Genomic DNA, 17,110 nt, shown 5'->3' on the forward strand with positions numbered 1-17,110 from the left:
CGGGTCGATGTCGGTTCGGCTCGCCCGCACCGCGGTCGCCATGGGGCTGGCACTACTGGGCAGCGTCGCAATCGTGAATGCGCCGGCCCATGCGGCGGACGTGTGGCAACCGAAGAAACCGCCGTTGTCGACCAGGTGGACTCCGTTCGTGGGGCCGAACAACGCGCTGCCGGAATATCCGCGCCCACAGCTGGCGCGGGCGAAGTGGTTGAACCTCAACGGACTATGGGGCTACACCGGCCGTCCCGCCTCGGCCGGAAAGACCGCACCACCCGCGGAACGCGAATACCGCGACCAGATCCTGGTGCCTTTCCCGACGGAGTCGGCGCTGTCCGGGATCGGCCGCCACGACGATCAAATGTGGTACCGCAAGGTGTTTGAGGTCCCCGATGACTGGGACGACCAGCAGGTGCTGCTGCACTTCGGCGCGGTCGACCAGATCGCGACCGTCTGGGTGAACAACCGGCAGGTCGCACGTCACGAGGGTGGCTACACCGAGTTCAGCGCCGACGTCACCAGCGCGCTGCGGGCGTCCGGGCCACAGGAGTTGGTTGTGCGGGTCGAGGACCGCAACGAAAAAGGCGGATTCGCCGTCGGGAAGCAGCGATACAACCCGGCCGGACTGTTCTACACCGGGGCATCGGGCATCTGGCAGACCGTGTGGCTGGAGCCGGTGCCCAGGGCATACATCGACAAACTCGACGTGACACCGGATCTGACCAGTTTCACTGTGACGCCTCGGGTTTCGGGTGCGACCGATCAGCGCACCGAGGTGGTCGTCTCGCGGCCGGGCGGGGGTGTCGTGGCCCGCGCATCGGGCAAACCGGGCGCCACACTGCGCCTGTTGGTGCCGTCGCCGCATCTGTGGATACCCGACGATCCGTACCTCTACGACCTGACCGCCCGGCTGGTGAGCCGGTCCGGCAAGGTGATCGACGAGGTGTCCAGCTACGGCGGCCTGCGCACCATCGGCACCGTGAAGGACGCGCAGGGCCGATCCCGGATCGCGCTCAACGGCAAGATCACGTTCCTGCACGGTCCGCTGGACCAGGGTTACTGGCCCGACGGGATCTACACCGCGCCTACCGATGAAGCACTGCGGTTCGACCTCGAGCAGATCAAGGCGCTCGGAATGAACTTCGTCCGCAAGCACGCGAAAGTCGAACCGGCCCGGTGGTACTACTGGACCGACAAGCTCGGGCTTCTGGTCTGGCAAGACATGCCTTCACTGGACGTATCGCTCGATATCCCGACGGGTCCGGCTCCGACCCCGCGCCGCGACGCGCAGCGGCATTTCGAGAACGAACTCTCCGAGATGGTCCACCAATTGAGCAGTGTCACATCGATTGTCGGCTGGGTGCCGTTCAACGAGGGCTGGGGCGAGTACGACACGGCCAGGATCGCGCGGGCGGTCAAGGCCGAGGACCCGACCCGCATGGTGGTCCCGAACAGCGGGGCGAACTGCTGTAAGTCCCGCGGCGACAGCAGGGCGGGCGACATCTTCGACGACCACACGTACGTGGGCCCCGGCCGGCCGCTCGTCCGGGACGGCCGGGTGACGGTGGACGGGGAGTACGGCGGGCTGGGCCTGATCGAGGAGGCCAACCGGTGGCCGGGGCCGCCGATGGCCTACGAGATGACCGACACCAGGGAGCGGCTGACCCAACGCTATGTGGAGGTCAGCGTCGACCTCGAACGAATCGTGCACGAGGTCGGCTTGTCGGGCGCGATCTACACGCAGACAACGGATGTCGAGAACGAGGTCAACGGATACATGACCTACGACCGGCAGGTGATGAAGCTCGATCTTCCGGTGGTCGCGGGGCGGAATCGGGCGGTCATTGCCGCGGGGTCACGCTAACGATCGAGTGCTGACGAAACTGCGCCGCTCGCCCGTGAACGGGTCGTCGAATTCGAGACGGTGTGCGATCAGCTGTAGCGGCCGGGAGAAGTCGTCGGGTGCGACATCGATCACGTTGGGGTACAACGGGTCCCCCGTGATCGGCAGCCCCAGTGAGGCCATGTGCACCCGCAGCTGATGGGTCCGTCCGGTGCGCGGCGTCAACCGGTACAGGCCGTCTCCCAGGTGTTCGACCCGCGTCTCGGCGTTCGGCTCGCCCGGCACCTCGGCGGCTTGTAACTGGCCGCGCTGTTTGACGATTCGGCTACGCACCACGGTCGGCAGCGGGACCTCCGGGTTGACTGCGGCGCGCGCCAGATACGTCTTGTCGACCAGTCCTCGTGCGAACATCGTCTGGTAGGCGCCCCGAACCTCACGTCGCGTCGTGAACACCAGCACGCCCGCCGTCAGCCGGTCCAACCGGTGCGCCGGTGACAACGCGGGCATGTCCAGTTCGCGCCGCAGCCGCACCAGCGCCGTCTGTGCGACGTGGCGGCCGCGGGGCATCGTCGCAAGGAAGTGCGGTTTGTCGACCACGACGATGTCGTCGTCGCGATACAGGATCGGAATGTCGAACGGGACCGGAACCTCTTCGCGCAGTTCGCGATACAGGTAGACGTGTGCACCGGGCGGAAGCACCGTCCCGACGCCGACGACAGTGCCGTCGGCCGTTACGACTTCGCCGTTGCGAACCTTCGCCGCCGCAGTTTCCCCGAACCGGTCGGCCAGCTCGACGAGGACCGACCCGCCCCGCAACCGCAGACGCGCCGGGCCGAGCCCGTCACGCACCGGCAACGGTGGGACGCGCCTCAATTGAGCGGCACCGGCTCGAGGATCTCGGCACGCGCCTCAGGCGCGGCGGCACGCAGGGCATCTGCGGACGCGTCGTCGGGTTCCTGCTGCGAGCGCACCTCGGCCTCGACGCGCGCGAGGTACGTCGACACCTCGCGATCGACGTCCTCGTCGCTCCAACCCAGTACGGGCGCAACCACTTCGGCGACCTCGCGCGCGCAGTCCACACCGCGGTGCGGGTATTCGATCGAGATCCGCATGCGGCGGGCCAGGATGTCCTCCAGGTGCAGCGCACCCTCGGCGGCGGCGGCGTACCGCGCCTCCACCTTGAGATACACCGGCGCCTCGGTGATCGGCGCCAGCAGATCCGGCCTGCCCTCGGCCATCTGCAACACCTCGCCGATCAGCGATCCATACCGGTCGAGCAGATGACGCACGCGATACGGGTGCAGTCCGTAATGCGCTCCGACGCTTTCGGTCTGGTTGATCAGGGCGAAGTAGCCGTCGGCGCCCATCAGCGGGACCTTCTCGGTGATCGACGGCGCCACCCGGGCAGGCACGAACTCGGCGGCGGCGTCGATCGCATCGGCGCCCATCACCCGATACGTCGTGTACTTGCCGCCCGCAATCGCCACCAGCCCGGGGGCAGGCACGGCCACCGCGTGTTCGCGCGACAGCTTGGACGTCTCCTCGCTCTCCCCCGCCAGCAGCGGTCGCAGTCCGGCATACACGCCGTCGATGTCGTCGTGCGTCAACGGCGTGGCGAGCACGCTGTTGACCGTCTCCAGGATGTAGTCGATGTCCGCCTTGGTGGCCGCGGGGTGGGCCAGGTCCAGGTTCCAGTCGGTGTCGGTGGTGCCGATGATCCAGTGCGTACCCCACGGAATGACGAACAGCACGGACTTCTCGGTACGCAGGATGATCGCGACCTCGCTGACGATGCGGTCGCGCGGAACGACGATGTGCACGCCCTTGGATGCCCGCACCCGGAAACGGCCGCGCTGCTTGGACAGTGCCTGGATCTCGTCGGTCCATACCCCGGTGGCGTTGACGACGACGTGGCCGCGCACCTCGGTGAGGCGACCGTCCTCGGAGTCACGCACCTCGACGCCGACGACCCGGTCCCCTTCGCGCAGCAGTGAGACCACCTGCGAGGAGGTCCGCACCACCGCGCCGTAATGCGCCGCGGTGCGTGCCACGGTCATGGTGTGGCGCGCGTCGTCGACGACGGTGTCGTAGTAGCGGATACCGCCGATCAGCGACGACCGCTTCAGGCCGGGCGCCAGTCGCAGCGCACCCGATTTGGTCATGTGTTTCTGTGGCGGAACGGATTTCGCTCCCCCGAGTTGGTCGTAGAGGAAGATGCCCGCCGCGACGTAGGGGCGTTCCCACCAGCGGTTGGTCAGCGGGAACAGGAACGGCATCGGTTTCACGAGATGCGGGGCCAACGTGGTGAGCGACAGTTCGCGTTCGTGCAGCGCCTCGCGCACCAGCCCGAACTCCAACTGCTCGAGGTAGCGCAGGCCGCCGTGGAACATCTTCGACGACCGACTCGAGGTTCCCGACGCGAAGTCGCGCGCCTCGACGAGGGCCACCTTCAGCCCGCGCGTCGCCGCATCCAGCGCAGCCCCCGCACCGACGACCCCGCCGCCGACGACCACCACGTCGAATTGCTCTTTGCCGAGCCGAGCCCAGGCTTCTGCCCGCTGCTCGGGGCCCAGGAGTGTCTGCCCGTTCGCGGGGATCGGGTCGCTCACTGAATGGCTCCTACTTACTGGTCGGTACGGTCGCCCGGTCCCAGATTACGTGGACTTAGTCCAGATCGTCGTGCGCCATCAACCTTCGGGCCGCCTCGATGATCGACCCGGACAGCGACGGATACACCGACAGCGTCTGCGCCAGGTCGGTGACCGAGAGATTGTTCTGCACCGCCAGGGCGATCGGCAGGATCAGTTCCGAGGCGATCGGGGCGACCACGACACCGCCGATGACGACGCCGGTCGCCGGGCGGCAGAAGATCTTCACGAAACCCAGGCGAAGCAGCGACATCTTGGCCCTGGCGTTCGTGTTCAGCGGCAGCATGAGCGTCCGCGCCGGGACGTCACCACGGTCGATGGCCGTCTGCGGCACCCCGACCGCGGCGATCTCCGGCCTGGTGAACACGGCCGCGGAGACAGTGCGCAGCCGGATCGGCGACACTCCCTCGCCGAGCGCGTGGTACATCGCGATGCGCCCCTGCATGGCGGCGACCGAGGCCAGCGGCAGCAGACCCGTGCAGTCGCCGGCCGCATAGATCCCCGCCGCCGATGTCCGCGAGACCCGGTCGACCTTCAGATAGTCGCCCGGGCCGAGCTCGATGCCGACCTTCTCCAGTCCCAGCCCCGACGTGTTGGGCACCGAACCCACGGTCATCAGCGCGTGGCTGCCCTCGACGGTTCTGCCGTCGGCCATCGTCACCAGCACGCCGTCCTCGGTCCGTGTGACCGAGTCGGCGCGGGCGTTCTTGACCAGTTTCACGCCGCGGGCTGCGAAGGCCTCCTCGAGAACGGCGGCCGCGTCGGAGTCCTCGTGCGGCAGGATCTGGTCGCGGCTGGCGACCACGGTGACGGGGACGCCGAGCTCGGTGTAGGCGTTGCAGAACTCGGCTCCGGTGACGCCGGACCCGACGATGATCAGGTGCCGGGGCAGTTCAGTGAGGTCGTAGAGCTGGCGCCAGTTCAGGATCCGTTCGCCGTCGGGCTTGGCCTTCGGCAGCACGCGAGGGCTGGCTCCGGTGGCGATCAGCACGACGTCGGCCTTGAGGATGCCGACACGGCCGGCGGGGGTGGTGACCCTGACCCGGTGATGGGCCATGCCGGCGATGTCGTCGACCAGCTCCCCGCGTCCCTGCACCACCGTGACGCCCTCGCGCAGCAGCTGATGGCCGATGTCCGCGGACTGGGACTTCGCCAGCGTCTTGACGCGGTTGTGGATCTGATCCAGCGAGATCTTGGCGTCTTCGATGGCGATGTCGAACCCGAGACCCGACGCGCGGCGCAGTTCGGTGCGAACGCCGGTCGAGGCGATGAACGTCTTGGACGGGACACAGTCCCACAGCACGCATGCGCCCCCGATTCCGTCGGAGTCGACCACGGTGACCTCGGCAACCTCGGGTCCGCGGGCCGCGGCCACCAGCGCCGCTTCGTACCCGGCCGGGCCGCCGCCGATGATCACGATGCGCGTTGCCACGGCCACAACGCTAGTCAAGCGGTTCGCTGAACGCGCAGCCTGTCGGCCAAGCCGGTGAAGGAGGCTTTAAAGTTTCCTGGTGCCGCTCTACGCCGCCTACGGATCCAACATGCATCCCGAGCAGATGCTGGAGCGGGCGCCCCATTCGCCGATGGCCGGAACGGGCTGGCTGCACGGCTGGCGGCTGACGTTCGGCGGCGAGGACATCGGCTGGGAAGGCGCGCTCGCCACGGTCGTCGAGGATCCGGCGTCCAGCGTGTTCGTCGTGCTCTACGACATGACCAAAGAGGACGAGGCGAACCTCGACCGCTGGGAGGGTTCGGAGCTCGGCATCCACAAGAAGATCCGATGCCGCGTGCATCGCACCTCTTCGGATACCAGCTTCGAACCGGTGCTGGCGTGGCTGTACGTCGTCGACGCCTGGGAGGGCGGCCTGCCGTCGGCCCGCTATATCGGCGTCATGGCCGATGCCGCCGAGATCGCAGGCGCACCACCGGAATACGTGCACAATCTGCGCACCCGCCCGGCCCGCAACATCGGCCCGGGAACTAGCTGAGCGACGCAGCCCGCCGACGTGCGAACATGCGCTGCTCGACGATGCGCTCGAGCTCCCGACGCACATCGCGGCGGATCGTCTGCCACAGCTGGGCGCGGTCGACACCGGGATCGCGCGCGGCGGCGGCCGCCCAGCGCAGCACTCGGCCGGGCGAGAAGACCTGTTGCGGCGGAACGACTCGGCAGAAGGCGTCGGTGAGCTCCGTCATGCCGTCGGGCCTGGCCGCGAACCAGCGGTAGGCGGCGAACTCGATCGGCGACACCGCATCGTCGCGTCCCAGCAGGTTCGCCCACTGGTACATCGGCAGGCACTGGGCGTCGCGGTCGAGCTCCCAGGCCTGCAGCGCGCGGTCGAGTCTGGCCGGCTCGTCGAGGACCGGTGCGGCGGCCTCGCCGAGCAACCGCCCGAACCGCAGCGCGTCGCGAATGCCCTGCGCAGTGACCGGGTCCTTGAAATGCCCGGAGTCCCCCGCCAGCGCCCACCCCGGCCCATGTGAGTGGCGGAAGTAGGACGGATGGGAGTACGAGATCAGGATCTTGCTGACCCGCGTGCAGCCGCGGAGCCGTTTGGCGAACGGCTCAACGCGCGCGATCGTCGCTTCGTACGCCGCCTCGGAGTCGGCGCGGAACTCGTCGGCGCGACGCACCGGCGGCATCTGCAATGCCACCAATTGCCCTCCGTCACACGGGAACACGGTGACGAGGTCGTCGTCGTCACGCCACTGCATGGCCAGGTTGCGCAGATCCTCGTGCGTGTCCTCGTGATAGGCGTAGGCCATCATGCGCTGGTTCGGCCAGTGGTGGTGAGTGCGCGCATCGACAAGGCGGGCGACAGTCGATTTGCGTCCGTCGGCTCCGATGACGAGTTTCGCCTTGATCTCACCCGTCGAGCCGTCGCGCTCCCGGTAGCGCACCCCCGAAACCCGCCCCGAGGGATCGCGGAGCAGATCGGTGACTCGGACACGCTCACGCACCTCGGCACCGGCCTCCCGCGCGGTCTCGACGAGGGCCATATCGAGGCCGGGTCGGCGGACGCAGCCGCCCGCGGCCAACCCCTCGTACACGCTGGGGGCTCCGACGACCTCGACGCCGGGGGCGCCGAGACCTGCCTGGGTGTGCAACGGTGCGCCGAGGGCCATCACCCGGTCGCGGGCGCCGAGCCGCTCGAGCTCCGCCCAGTGGTGGGTGAAGAACAGGTGCGTCGACAGGGTGTCGGACGGGAAGCTGGCGCTGTCGAGTGCGACGACGCTGCGCCCTCTGCGGGCAAGCGCGATGGCTGCGGCCGTCCCGGCGCAGCGACTGCCGACGATCACTACCTCGGTCTGCTCAGGCATGGCGTCAGGATGCCAGCTCAACCACACTTTTATAAGTGCTTTCATTTTTTGAATCAACTTGTAAATTGAGTTGGTGGCCTATCCTTGCCGGATGTCCGCCGGGCCACTCGAGACCGCACCGACGGCCGCCGCCGCCCGAACTGGTCGGCGGCGCGCACGCACGCGGACGGCCATCCTGGACGCCGCGGAAGTGGTCTTCGCGCGCGAAGGCTACGAGGGTGCGCGCATCGAGGAGATCGCCGAGCGCGCCGATGTGTCCGTCGGCTCCATCTACAGCCACTTCGACGGCAAACGCGGGTTGTATCTGCAACTCGTCGATCGCGCACTCGGCCTGTTCACCGAGTACATGGAACGGAGTGCGGACCCGTCGCTGACCCCGTTACAGCGGGTGCTGGCCGGAGGCGACGCATATCTGCGCTTCCACCTCGACCATCCCGGCGCTTTTCACTTCCTGGCCTATCGCAGCCCCGGCGCTCAACAGCTGTCCGGTGATGACGAGACCGAGGCTCGCATCCGCGACCGGGTCGGTCTCCTGCTTCGCCGATTCGCCGAACAGATCGACAATGCGATCGCCGCCGGTGAGGCCCGACCGGTCGATTCACTGCGGCTCACCCACTATCTGTGGGGCGCGTGGAACGGCGTGATCGCCTTGCGCCAGCAGCCCGACGGATTGCGGATTTCTGATGAGGAGATCACCCGGACGTTGGAGCTCGCTCGTTGGCTGTTGCGCGAAGGGCTTGCCGCCAGTTCACTACGCGACGCCAATGGTGAAGTGGGCGAGCGGGTTCCGCTGCCCCGAATCTCGGACGCCCACTAGGCGCGCGAGAGTCGGCTTAGCTTCCACAGCGGGAACCCACGATCGGCCACTTCTGCACGCATCAGGTACGCGACCACTTTCGGGTTTGCCCAAAAGTCGGTGGCACTGATCATCTTCCACCCCTTCTTCACGACGAACTCCGGTGTAGCGGTGCCGAACTCAATAGCGACCTTCGGCGCCTTGTAGCCCATCGCGATGAGCGCGACGTCCTTTCCGTCTGTGACAGTGAACTGCGTCGTCGGGGCGGGGAGGCCGGCATCGATGAGTGCCAGTCGAACCATGGTCTGGTACTCCGACTGCGCGCCGCCATCCATCAGGCGCAGGGATTCGACTGCGCGCCACCAATGCCGTGCCCGCGCATAGCGATCGACCAATGACTGCACCGCGCATGCCGTGATACCGGTCGCCGCGGCGAGGGCGTCGAGGCTGGCGACGGCAATGTCACGAGGGCGATGCCTGGCGAGATCGAAGGCTGTGCGCGCCGGCGTGGTGACGGGCACGCCGGCTATCTCGTCGATTTCATCGGCTTCGATGTGCTCGTTTCTGGTGAGGATTCCCGGAGGTGGGCGACCGCTACGGTAGACCAGCTCGATGGCGGTGGCCTCGTTCACCGGCCGGGCGCCGTGCATGGCGGCCGCCGCGGTACCCGCGACCACCGCGCGGCGACGTGACCACAGCCAAGCGCCGACGGCGCGAAGCGTCAGCGACGGAATGGCGTCCGTGGCGACGTACACGTCGGGGAACAAGGCTCGGTAACGCGAGCGCAATCGCCCCCGCGTGAGGACTCCGTTCGCCACGGCTTCACTACCGATGAAGACGTCATCCATGCCGTGATGCTGACCGGACGGACCGACATCTTTGAGCCCTATGACCGAGATTGAACAGAGGGTTGTGGATGCGCGACAACGACCATGGGTTCAATCTCGGCCATAGGGCTGCGATCGCAACTTTCGTCGGGCGCCGGCGTCCCCTAGAACTGGGCGGCCTGGTCGATGATGTTCACCAGGAACCGGACGCCCACTGCAAGCGCCCGTTCGTCGATGTCGAACGTCGGCTGGTGCAGGTCCAACTGAGGTCCGCGCCCAGTCCACACTCCAAGCCGCGCCATCGCTCCCGGCACATCCTCGAGGTACCAGGAAAAGTCCTCGCCGCCGCCGGACTGGCGGGTGTCGCACAGCACCTCAGGACCGATTGCCTCGATCGCATGGGTGACGATGCGCGTGGATATCTCCTCGTTGACCACTGGCGGCACCCCGCGTCGGTACTGCAGGCTGTGCTCGATGTTCAGCGGGGACAGCAGCGATGTAATCGCTTCGCGGACAATGGATTCGAGAGTCTCCCAGGTCTCGCGGCTCGCGGTGCGGATGGTTCCCGCCAGGGTTCCGGTCTGCGGGATGGCGTTGGCCGCGGTGCCCGAATTGACCGCACCCCACACCATCACCGTGCTGTTGCGCGGATCGATCCGGCGGGACAGGATCCCGGGCACGCCGGTGATCAACGTGCCGATGCCGTAGACCAGGTCTCCGGTCAGGTGCGGACGCGAGGTGTGCCCACCCGGCGAATGCAGTGTCACCTCGAGCTGATCGGCCGCCGAGGTGATCGGGCCGGGGCGGACCGCGATCTTGCCCACCGCCAGCCGCGGGTCGCAGTGCAGCGCGAAGATGCGCGACACCCCCGTCAGCGCGCCCGCCGCGATGGCGTCGATCGCGCCACCCGGCATCAACTCCTCGGCGGCCTGGAAGATCAGGCGCACGCCGACCGGCAGTTCCGGGACGGACGCCAACGTCAGGGCGGTGCCCAACAGGATCGAGGTGTGCGCGTCGTGACCACAGGCGTGCGCGACGTTGGGCACCACCGAGGCATACGGCGCGCCGGTGCGTTCGGCCATCGGCAGCGCATCCATATCGGCGCGCAGCGCGATCTTCGGCCCGTGTTCCGGGCCGACATCACACGTCAGTCCGGTACCGCCCGGCAGCACCTTGGGGTTGAGGCCCGCATCGGCCAGATGCGAGGCGACGAACTGTGTGGTGGCGAACTCCTGACGGCCCAGCTCGGGGTGGGTATGCAGGTGGCGCCGCCACGCGACCAGATCGGGATAGTGGGCATCCAGCCACAATTCGGTGGCGTCGTGCAGCGTCATGACGCCCGCCTCGCCTTCAGCTCCAGCACCCGGTCGCGTTCGGCCGGTGTCTCGGCCAGCTTGACCACCGTACGAGCGAGCATGATCGCACCCTCGACCACGGCCTTGTCCGCGCCCGGCTTGGCGGCAGCCTCGGCGAACGCCGGCTGATGCACCGACGCGTCACCTGCGTCGATCCCCACGATCGGATGGATACCGGGCATGAACTGGGTGACGTTGCCCATGTCGGTGCTGCCCAGCGGAAATGCCGCTTCGACTTCGGCGGGAACGGGTGACCGGCCGACGCGCGTCATCTCGTCGCGGAACGCCTCGGCCAGCCAGGAGTCGGGCGTGAGCTCGTCGTACGGCGGCTCGGTCTCGGAGACCGCGTAGTCGCAACCGGAGGCCACCGCCCCCGCGAGGAAGCAGTCCGACATGCGCTTCTCGAGGTCGCGCAGGGAGGCCTTGTCGTTGGCCCTCATCGTGTAATGCATCTCGGCGCGGCCAGGAATGATGTTGGTCGCCTGGCCGCCGTCGGTCACGATGCCGTGCATCATCTGGCCGGGCGCCAACTGCTGGCGCAGCAGTCCGATCGCGACCTGCGCGACGGTGATCGCGTCGACCGCATTGAGACCGAGGTGCGGCGCCACGGCAGCGTGTGATTCCTTACCTCGATACTCGACCGCGACCTGCGACAGGGCCAGCGACCGGGCAGCGGCGATGTCCAGCGGGCCGGGATGAAGCATCACGGTGGCCGCGATGTCGTCGAACGCTCCAGCTTTGAGCAGCAACACCTTTCCGCCGCCGGCCTCCTCGGCGGGGGTTCCGAGCAGCGACACCGTCAGACCCAGCTCGTCCGCCACCTCGGCCAGCGCCAGCGCGGTGCCGACCGCCGATGCAGCGATGACGTTGTGCCCGCAGGCATGTCCGATCCCGGGCAGCGCGTCGTACTCGGCGCAGATCCCGATGACGAGCGGGCCGCTGCCGTAGTCGGCCCGGAAGGCCGTGTCCAGGCCGCCGGGCGCCTTGGTGATCTCGAAACCGCGCTCGGCGACGAGCGCCTGAGTCTTGGCGCAACTGCGGTGTTCGGCGAACGCGAGTTCGGGTTCGGCGTGAATCGAGTGCGACAGCTCGACCAGATCACCACGACGTCGGTTGACGGCGTCCTCGACGCAACTCGACGCGGTGACGGTGGGCATCCTCGAAGTATCTCACTGCATCAGGACGACGGTCGGTGCCAGTTGCTGGCTAAGCTTCGCACCGTGACGACGCCGGATGCGGAAGCCGCGAGATCGGCGGCGGAGATCCGTCAGCGGACCGGTGTGGACGAATACGACGTCGCAGTGATCCTGGGCTCAGGCTGGGCCCCCGCCGCCGACGAACTCGGTGACCCGGTGGCGGTGGTACCCATTTCGGAGCTGGCCGGCTTCACGCCACCGGCCGCGGAAGGACATCGCGGCCAGCTGCTGTCGGTGCACCACGGTGACCGGCGGGTCCTGGTGTTCGTGGGCAGGATCCACGCTTACGAGGGCCACGACCTGCGCCACGTCGTGCACCCGGTGCGGGCGGCGTGCGCCGCCGGTGTGCGCACGGTCGTGCTGACCAACGCCGCGGGCAGCCTTCGCGAGGACTTCGCCGTCGGCCAGCCAGTGCTGATCAGCGACCACCTGAACCTGACAGGCCGGTCGCCGCTGATCGGCGCCCAATTCGTGGACATGGTCGACGCTTACTCTCCGCGGCTGCGGGCCGTCGCTCGCGAGATCGATCCATCGCTTACCGAGGGCGTGTACGCCGGACTGAACGGACCGCAGTACGAGACGCCGGCCGAGATTCGGATGCTGCGCACGCTGGGCGCGGATCTCGTGGGCATGTCGACCGTGCCCGAGACCATCGCCGCGCGTGCCGCGGGGGCGCAGGTGCTGGCGATGTCGCTGGTGACCAACCTCGCCGCGGGGATCACAGGGCAGCCGTTGAGCCACGACGAGGTGTTGGAGGCGGGGCGTCAGTCCGCGACGCAGATGGGTTCCCTGCTCGCCGGGGTGATCTCCCGGCTCTGAGGAGCAAGCCGTCTGCTCAGCCACACCATGCTGTGGGCCAGCAGCGGAGCGGCGAACAGCATCAGCAGAATCCGCACCACCTGCGCGGCGATGATGAAGGTGACGTCGGACCCCGTCTCGACAGCGGTGGCCAGCACGGCGTAGACGCCGCCGGGACTGGTCGCCAGGTAGCCATCCAGCAGGCTCACCCCCGCGACGCGCGAAAGCAGGACGCCCAAGCCGGCGGTCGCGATGCTGAGCACGACGATGAGGCCGATGGCCGTCGGCAGCATGCGTCCCACGGCGCGCAACGAATCGCGGGTGAACGCCAGCCCGGCCTGCCAGCCGATCACCGCGTAACCCACCTGCACCAGCACCACCGGCACCGACAAGCCGAACGACAGGCCGGTCACCTCGAGAACGACCGTCAGCGCCAGCGGTCCCAGCAGACCAGCACCGGGCAGCCGGATCCACCGTCCGACGGTGGCGCCGACGACCACGAGTGCGATGAGCATGCCGATGCTCAGATACCAAGGGGCGCTTTCGGATTGCGGCATCGTCGCACTCGGATGCGACCTGTCGGCATGGTAGATCAGCGTCACCAGCACTGGCATCGAGGCCGTCACCAGCGCGACGCGCAGATACTGCACCACCGATACGACGCGGTCGTCGCCGCCGAGCTCACGGGCGATCGCCACCAACCCGGAGGCCCCGCCTGCCACCAATGCCAGCGAGCCCGTCAACGGGGTGATGTCCCGGTGCATCGCGAGCACCGCTCCGCACACGACGCTCAGCGCCAGTGTGGCGACCGCGACGATGAGGACGATCGGCCAGTGCGGGGCGAGCGCATCGAGCGCGTTTTCCTGAACCATCGTGCCGATGTAGACACCGAGGACACCTTGCGCGGCGACGCCGGCCGGCCGGGGTATCCGACTGGGTGCCAGCGCCAAGAGGGCGAGCACGATGCCCACGGCCAGCGCGGCGAACAGTGCGGCCGACGGGACACCGAGAAGATCGAGGGGATAGGTGACGCCGATTGTCACCGCGACCAGCAGTGACCATCTGAGCAGCTGTCTTGTCACCATTGATTCCAAGTATTCCCTTACTAACTTTCATATGCAACCCGCTGTTATGTTCGTGACACACAGAAATTGCCAAGGTATAACTTGTATATGGACGGTGGTGAGTCAAGTCGCAGGTCGGCCGCCACCGAGCTGCGGGAATCGATCGTCGCCGTCAACCAACAGATGCGTCGGCACCGCCCCGACCACGGGTTGACGCTCAGCCAGATGCAACTGCTCGCCGAGGTCAGCCGTACCGGTGTCACCACACCCGCTGAACTCGCATCCCGACTGGGTGTCCGGGTGCAGTCGCTGACCGACAGCATCAACGCGTTGGCGGACCGCGAACTGATCGCGCGCCGACCCGACGAGGTCGACCGGCGCCGCCAGCTCATCGAGATCACCGCCGCGGGCACCGAACTGCTGGAGGCCGACCGCGCCGAACGCGACGCGTGGCTACATGCGACCATGCGCGACAACCTGTCCCAACTCGAGTTCGACCTGGTGATGCTCGTCGCTCCGGTGCTGCGCAAGCTCGCATACGCCGACTCCACATAAGCCGACTCAAAACTGGGCACACTTACGGGATGACCGCGCGAGAGTGGACCTCGAGCATCGCGCAAGAATGGATCGCCCACGATCCCGATCCGAACACCGTCGCGGAACTGCTCGAGTGCACCGACACGGAGCTCGATGAACGATTCGCCCACCCCCTGACGTTCGGCACCGCCGGCCTACGCGGCCCGTTACGCGCGGGTCCGAATGGGATGAACCTCGCGGTCGTGCTGCGCGCAACCTGGGCCGTCGCGAAGGTGCTCAAGGACCACGGTCTGCACGGCCGCGATGTCGTGGTCGGGCGTGACGCGCGGCACGGTTCGGACGAGTTCGCGCTTGCCGTCGCGGAAGTTCTTGCGGCTCAAGGATTTTCCGTCGCGTTGATGTTCACCGCCGTGCCCACACCAGTAGTGGCGTTCGCCGTCCGCCACGGCGGCGCGGCCGCAGGAATACAGATCACGGCGTCGCACAACCCGCCGACCGACAACGGCTACAAGGTCTACTTCGGCGACGGGTATCCCATCGTGCCGCCGATAGACCGGGAGATCGAGCAGGCGATGGCCGATGCGCCGCACGCCGACGAGATTCCCAGAAAGGCGGTCACCCCGTCCGGAGTCAACGAGGTCCAGCGCTACGTCGAACGGGCGGCGCAGGTGCGCCACACGCACGGCTCGGTACGGGTGGCGGTGACGCCGTTGCACGGGGTGGGCGGCGAGTTCGTCCTCGACGCGTTGGTTCGCGCCGGGTTCACCGATGTACATGTCGTCGAAAGCCAGTTCGCGCCCGACCCCGACTTTCCGACGGTGGCACTACCCAACCCGGAAGAACCGGGCGCCGTCGACGCGCTTCTGAAACTGGCCTCCGACGTCGACGCCGACATCGCCGTCGCACTGGATCCCGATGCCGACCGATGCGCGGTCGGCACGCCGACGCCCGACGGCTGGCGGATGCTTTCCGGCGACGAAACCGGTTGGGTACTGGGCGATTACATACTCTCCCAGATCGAACCCGGCCCGGTCATGGCTGCCACGGTGGTAGCGAGTTCGCTGGTCTCGTCGCGGATGCTGGCATCGATCGCACGTGAACACGGTGCGCGCCACGTCGAGACGCTCACCGGGTTCAAATGGCTGGCGCGCGCAGACGTCGACCTACCGGCGTGCACGCTGGTCTATGCCTACGAAGAGGCGATCGGCCACTGCGTCGATCCGGCGTCGGTGCGCGACAAGGACGGCATCAGCGCCACGATCCTGGTCTGCGATCTCGTTGTAGCGCTGCGCCAGCACGGCCACACGCTGCTCGATGCGCTCGATGATCTCGCCCGCCGCCACGGCGTGCACACCACGACCGCGGTATCGCGACAGGTCGCAGATGTCGACGAGGCGGAGGCGCTGATGCGCCGCATTCGCACAGCTCCGCCGGATTCGCTCGCCGGCTTCGACGTCACGGTCACCGATCTGCGGGATGCGTCGGGTCCGCTGCGCACGGACGCGGTCGTGATGTCGGGCGGCGACGGCGAAACAACGATCCGGGTGGTTGTGCGGCCCTCGGGCACAGAGCCGAAAGTCAAGTCCTACATCGAAGTTCGGTGCAGCGATGTGAGCGATCTGGTTGAGACGCGGACGCGCGCCGCGACGCTGCAGACGACGCTCAAAGAGCACGCGCAGCGGTGGTGACGGGAGACCCTAGCGCGGCCCGAACTGGCGGTCCCCCGCGTCGCCCAGCCCCGGCACGATGTAAGCGACGTCGTTGAGCCCTTCGTCGATGGTCGCCGTGTAGAGGCGCATGTTCGGGGCTACCGCTTCCAGCGCGGCGAGGCCCTCGGGGGCGACGACCACGCAGATCGCCGTCACGTCAACGACATTGCGGGCTTGCAGCAGTTTGATGGTGTGGGCCATCGAGCCGCCGGTCGCGAGCATCGGGTCCAGGACGATAACCGGTTGGGTGCTCAGATCGTCAGGCAGCGACTCCAAATACGGTGTGGGCTGATGTGTTTCCTCGTCGCGGGCGACGCCCACGAAGCCGACCCGCGCCTCGGGGATCAACGCGTGCGCCTGGTCGACCATGCCGAGGCCGGCACGTAGCACGGGCACCAGCAGCGGCGGATTGGCCAGTCGGTAGCCCGTCGTCTCTGTCAGCGGCGTGCGGACACTGATCGCTTCGGTGGCGGCGTCGCGGGTGGCTTCGTAGACCAGCATGAGCGTCAGGTCTCGTAGGGCGGCCCGAAACGCGGCGTTGTCGGTGGCCGCATCGCGCAGCGTGGTTAGCCGCGCCGCGGCAAGGGGATGATCCACGACGCGCACATCCATGGGCCGCACACTAGTGGAACCGGTGCGGCGTGGCACACGACCTCGCGACTTCGCGCCGCCGGCCCAGGGGCAAGCATCGATGGAACCGGCGCGGTGCGCGCGCCGTCCTAACCGCATGTTCGCCGATACCGATGCCATCCGCGCGCTGGGATCCGCCAATTCGACTCGTGCCGACGAGCTCGCCCACATCGCCACCACCCTCGCGGCACTCCCGGTTGCGGGATCGTCGCTCGGCCCCGTCGGCGCCCGGTTCCTGTCCGCGTTGGCTGACGCCGCTGCCGATGGATCCCGTGCGGTGCTCGCGCTGAGCGCCCTGCTCTCGGGATCCGATGCGACGGCGCATGCCGTGGCGTCGGCATACGAGTCGGTCGACAGCGGCGCCGGTACGCGCATCACGGGCATCTAGC

At 67.8% G+C, this 17,110-nt stretch carries 16 protein-coding genes; 7 read left to right on the forward strand and 9 right to left on the reverse strand.

Annotated elements, in window-relative coordinates; all coding sequences use genetic code 11:
• Positions 1 to 7 precede the first annotated feature (7 nt).
• Entirely contained in the window at positions 8 to 1,861 is a 1,854-nt protein-coding gene (locus H7J93_RS08470) for a glycoside hydrolase family 2 protein (protein ID WP_267305816.1), read from the forward strand.
• On the opposite strand, the gene H7J93_RS08475 is transcribed toward H7J93_RS08470, so the two are convergent.
• From H7J93_RS08475 to H7J93_RS08485, 3 genes are read right to left on the reverse strand one after another with little or no spacing between them, the layout of a single operon-like run.
• Positions 1,853 to 2,689 (reverse strand): RluA family pseudouridine synthase, encoded by an 837-nt coding sequence (locus H7J93_RS08475; protein ID WP_267305817.1) that lies wholly within the window; start codon positions 2,687 to 2,689, stop codon positions 1,853 to 1,855. The two genes, H7J93_RS08470 and H7J93_RS08475, sit on opposite strands and share 9 nt — an antisense overlap.
• Positions 2,690 to 2,709: 20 nt before the next feature.
• Positions 2,710 to 4,449, reverse strand: coding sequence for a glycerol-3-phosphate dehydrogenase/oxidase (locus tag H7J93_RS08480; RefSeq protein WP_267305818.1), 1,740 nt, complete (start codon positions 4,447 to 4,449; stop codon positions 2,710 to 2,712).
• A 55-nt stretch (positions 4,450 to 4,504) separates the two neighbouring features.
• Positions 4,505 to 5,920 (reverse strand): NAD(P)H-quinone dehydrogenase, encoded by a 1,416-nt coding sequence (locus H7J93_RS08485; RefSeq protein WP_267305819.1) that lies wholly within the window; start codon positions 5,918 to 5,920, stop codon positions 4,505 to 4,507.
• Positions 5,921 to 5,999: 79 nt separating this feature from the next.
• On the opposite strand from H7J93_RS08485, the gene H7J93_RS08490 reads away from it, so the two are divergent.
• Positions 6,000 to 6,476 carry a gamma-glutamylcyclotransferase family protein gene (locus H7J93_RS08490; protein WP_267305820.1) on the forward strand — a complete coding sequence of 159 codons (477 nt, stop codon included), beginning with the start codon at positions 6,000 to 6,002 and terminating at the stop codon, positions 6,474 to 6,476.
• On the opposite strand, the gene H7J93_RS08495 is transcribed toward H7J93_RS08490, so the two are convergent.
• A complete protein-coding gene (locus H7J93_RS08495; RefSeq protein WP_267305821.1) occupies positions 6,469 to 7,809 on the reverse strand; it encodes an NAD(P)/FAD-dependent oxidoreductase in 1,341 nt (446 codons plus the stop codon). The genes H7J93_RS08490 and H7J93_RS08495 overlap by 8 nt on opposite strands.
• A 91-nt stretch (positions 7,810 to 7,900) precedes the next feature.
• Between H7J93_RS08495 and H7J93_RS08500 the strand changes: the two genes are divergently transcribed.
• Positions 7,901 to 8,626 carry a TetR/AcrR family transcriptional regulator gene (locus tag H7J93_RS08500; protein ID WP_267305822.1) on the forward strand — a complete coding sequence of 242 codons (726 nt, stop codon included), beginning with the start codon at positions 7,901 to 7,903 and terminating at the stop codon, positions 8,624 to 8,626.
• Here the strand turns inward: H7J93_RS08500 and H7J93_RS08505 are convergent.
• From H7J93_RS08505 to H7J93_RS08515, 3 genes are all read right to left on the reverse strand, one after another.
• Positions 8,623 to 9,453 carry a type IV toxin-antitoxin system AbiEi family antitoxin gene (locus H7J93_RS08505; RefSeq protein WP_267305823.1) on the reverse strand — a complete coding sequence of 277 codons (831 nt, stop codon included), beginning with the start codon at positions 9,451 to 9,453 and terminating at the stop codon, positions 8,623 to 8,625. The two genes, H7J93_RS08500 and H7J93_RS08505, sit on opposite strands and share 4 nt — an antisense overlap.
• Before the next feature lie 143 nt (positions 9,454 to 9,596).
• Positions 9,597 to 10,766: a M20 family metallopeptidase gene (locus H7J93_RS08510; protein WP_267305824.1), complete on the reverse strand. Its 1,170-nt coding sequence runs from the start codon at positions 10,764 to 10,766 to the stop codon at positions 9,597 to 9,599.
• The gene (locus tag H7J93_RS08515) at positions 10,763 to 11,944 is read right to left on the reverse strand and encodes a M20 family metallopeptidase (protein ID WP_267305825.1); all 1,182 of its coding nucleotides are present in this window, start codon (positions 11,942 to 11,944) and stop codon (positions 10,763 to 10,765) included. The genes H7J93_RS08510 and H7J93_RS08515 overlap by 4 nt, the downstream gene beginning before the upstream one ends.
• A 63-nt stretch (positions 11,945 to 12,007) precedes the next feature.
• On the opposite strand from H7J93_RS08515, the gene H7J93_RS08520 reads away from it, so the two are divergent.
• On the forward strand, positions 12,008 to 12,802 hold the full coding sequence (locus tag H7J93_RS08520; RefSeq protein WP_267305826.1) for a purine-nucleoside phosphorylase: 795 nt from the start codon (positions 12,008 to 12,010) through the stop codon (positions 12,800 to 12,802).
• On the opposite strand, the gene H7J93_RS08525 is transcribed toward H7J93_RS08520, so the two are convergent.
• Positions 12,748 to 13,866, reverse strand: a complete 1,119-nt coding sequence (locus tag H7J93_RS08525) for an AbrB family transcriptional regulator (RefSeq protein ID WP_267305827.1) — start codon at positions 13,864 to 13,866, stop codon at positions 12,748 to 12,750. The two genes, H7J93_RS08520 and H7J93_RS08525, sit on opposite strands and share 55 nt — an antisense overlap.
• 87 nt (positions 13,867 to 13,953) lie before the next feature.
• On the opposite strand from H7J93_RS08525, the gene H7J93_RS08530 reads away from it, so the two are divergent.
• Positions 13,954 to 14,400 carry a MarR family winged helix-turn-helix transcriptional regulator gene (locus H7J93_RS08530; protein ID WP_267305828.1) on the forward strand — a complete coding sequence of 149 codons (447 nt, stop codon included), beginning with the start codon at positions 13,954 to 13,956 and terminating at the stop codon, positions 14,398 to 14,400.
• Between the two features lie 29 nt (positions 14,401 to 14,429).
• On the forward strand, positions 14,430 to 16,070 hold the full coding sequence (locus H7J93_RS08535) for a phospho-sugar mutase (RefSeq protein WP_267305829.1): 1,641 nt from the start codon (positions 14,430 to 14,432) through the stop codon (positions 16,068 to 16,070).
• 9 nt (positions 16,071 to 16,079) lie between these two features.
• Here the strand turns inward: H7J93_RS08535 and upp are convergent, their stop codons facing one another.
• Positions 16,080 to 16,703, reverse strand: coding sequence for a uracil phosphoribosyltransferase (gene upp, locus H7J93_RS08540; RefSeq protein ID WP_267305830.1), 624 nt, complete (start codon positions 16,701 to 16,703; stop codon positions 16,080 to 16,082).
• 115 nt (positions 16,704 to 16,818) lie between these two features.
• On the opposite strand from upp, the gene H7J93_RS08545 reads away from it, so the two are divergent.
• On the forward strand, positions 16,819 to 17,109 hold the full coding sequence (locus tag H7J93_RS08545; protein ID WP_267305831.1) for a hypothetical protein: 291 nt from the start codon (positions 16,819 to 16,821) through the stop codon (positions 17,107 to 17,109).
• The last annotated feature ends 1 nt before the right edge of the window (position 17,110 follow it).

This window comes from Mycobacterium barrassiae (assembly GCF_025822765.1).
GTDB lineage: Bacteria > Actinomycetota > Actinomycetes > Mycobacteriales > Mycobacteriaceae > Mycobacterium > Mycobacterium barrassiae.

What these genes read in the sequence shown, in the direction of transcription:
- H7J93_RS08470 (WP_267305816.1), top strand. Translation starts at nt 8, where the DNA reads ATGTCGGTTCGGCTCGCCCGCACCGCGGTCGCCATGGGGCTGGCACTA.
- H7J93_RS08495 (WP_267305821.1), bottom strand. Translation starts at nt 7,809, where the DNA reads ATGCCTGAGCAGACCGAGGTAGTGATCGTCGGCAGTCGCTGCGCCGGG.
- H7J93_RS08500 (WP_267305822.1), top strand. Translation starts at nt 7,901, where the DNA reads ATGTCCGCCGGGCCACTCGAGACCGCACCGACGGCCGCCGCCGCCCGA.
- H7J93_RS08505 (WP_267305823.1), bottom strand. Translation starts at nt 9,453, where the DNA reads ATGGATGACGTCTTCATCGGTAGTGAAGCCGTGGCGAACGGAGTCCTC.
- H7J93_RS08510 (WP_267305824.1), bottom strand. Translation starts at nt 10,766, where the DNA reads ATGACGCTGCACGACGCCACCGAATTGTGGCTGGATGCCCACTATCCC.
- H7J93_RS08515 (WP_267305825.1), bottom strand. Translation starts at nt 11,944, where the DNA reads ATGCCCACCGTCACCGCGTCGAGTTGCGTCGAGGACGCCGTCAACCGA.
- H7J93_RS08525 (WP_267305827.1), bottom strand. Translation starts at nt 13,866, where the DNA reads ATGGTGACAAGACAGCTGCTCAGATGGTCACTGCTGGTCGCGGTGACA.
- H7J93_RS08530 (WP_267305828.1), top strand. Translation starts at nt 13,954, where the DNA reads ATGGACGGTGGTGAGTCAAGTCGCAGGTCGGCCGCCACCGAGCTGCGG.
- H7J93_RS08535 (WP_267305829.1), top strand. Translation starts at nt 14,430, where the DNA reads ATGACCGCGCGAGAGTGGACCTCGAGCATCGCGCAAGAATGGATCGCC.
- upp (WP_267305830.1), bottom strand. Translation starts at nt 16,703, where the DNA reads ATGGATGTGCGCGTCGTGGATCATCCCCTTGCCGCGGCGCGGCTAACC.
- H7J93_RS08545 (WP_267305831.1), top strand. Translation starts at nt 16,819, where the DNA reads ATGTTCGCCGATACCGATGCCATCCGCGCGCTGGGATCCGCCAATTCG.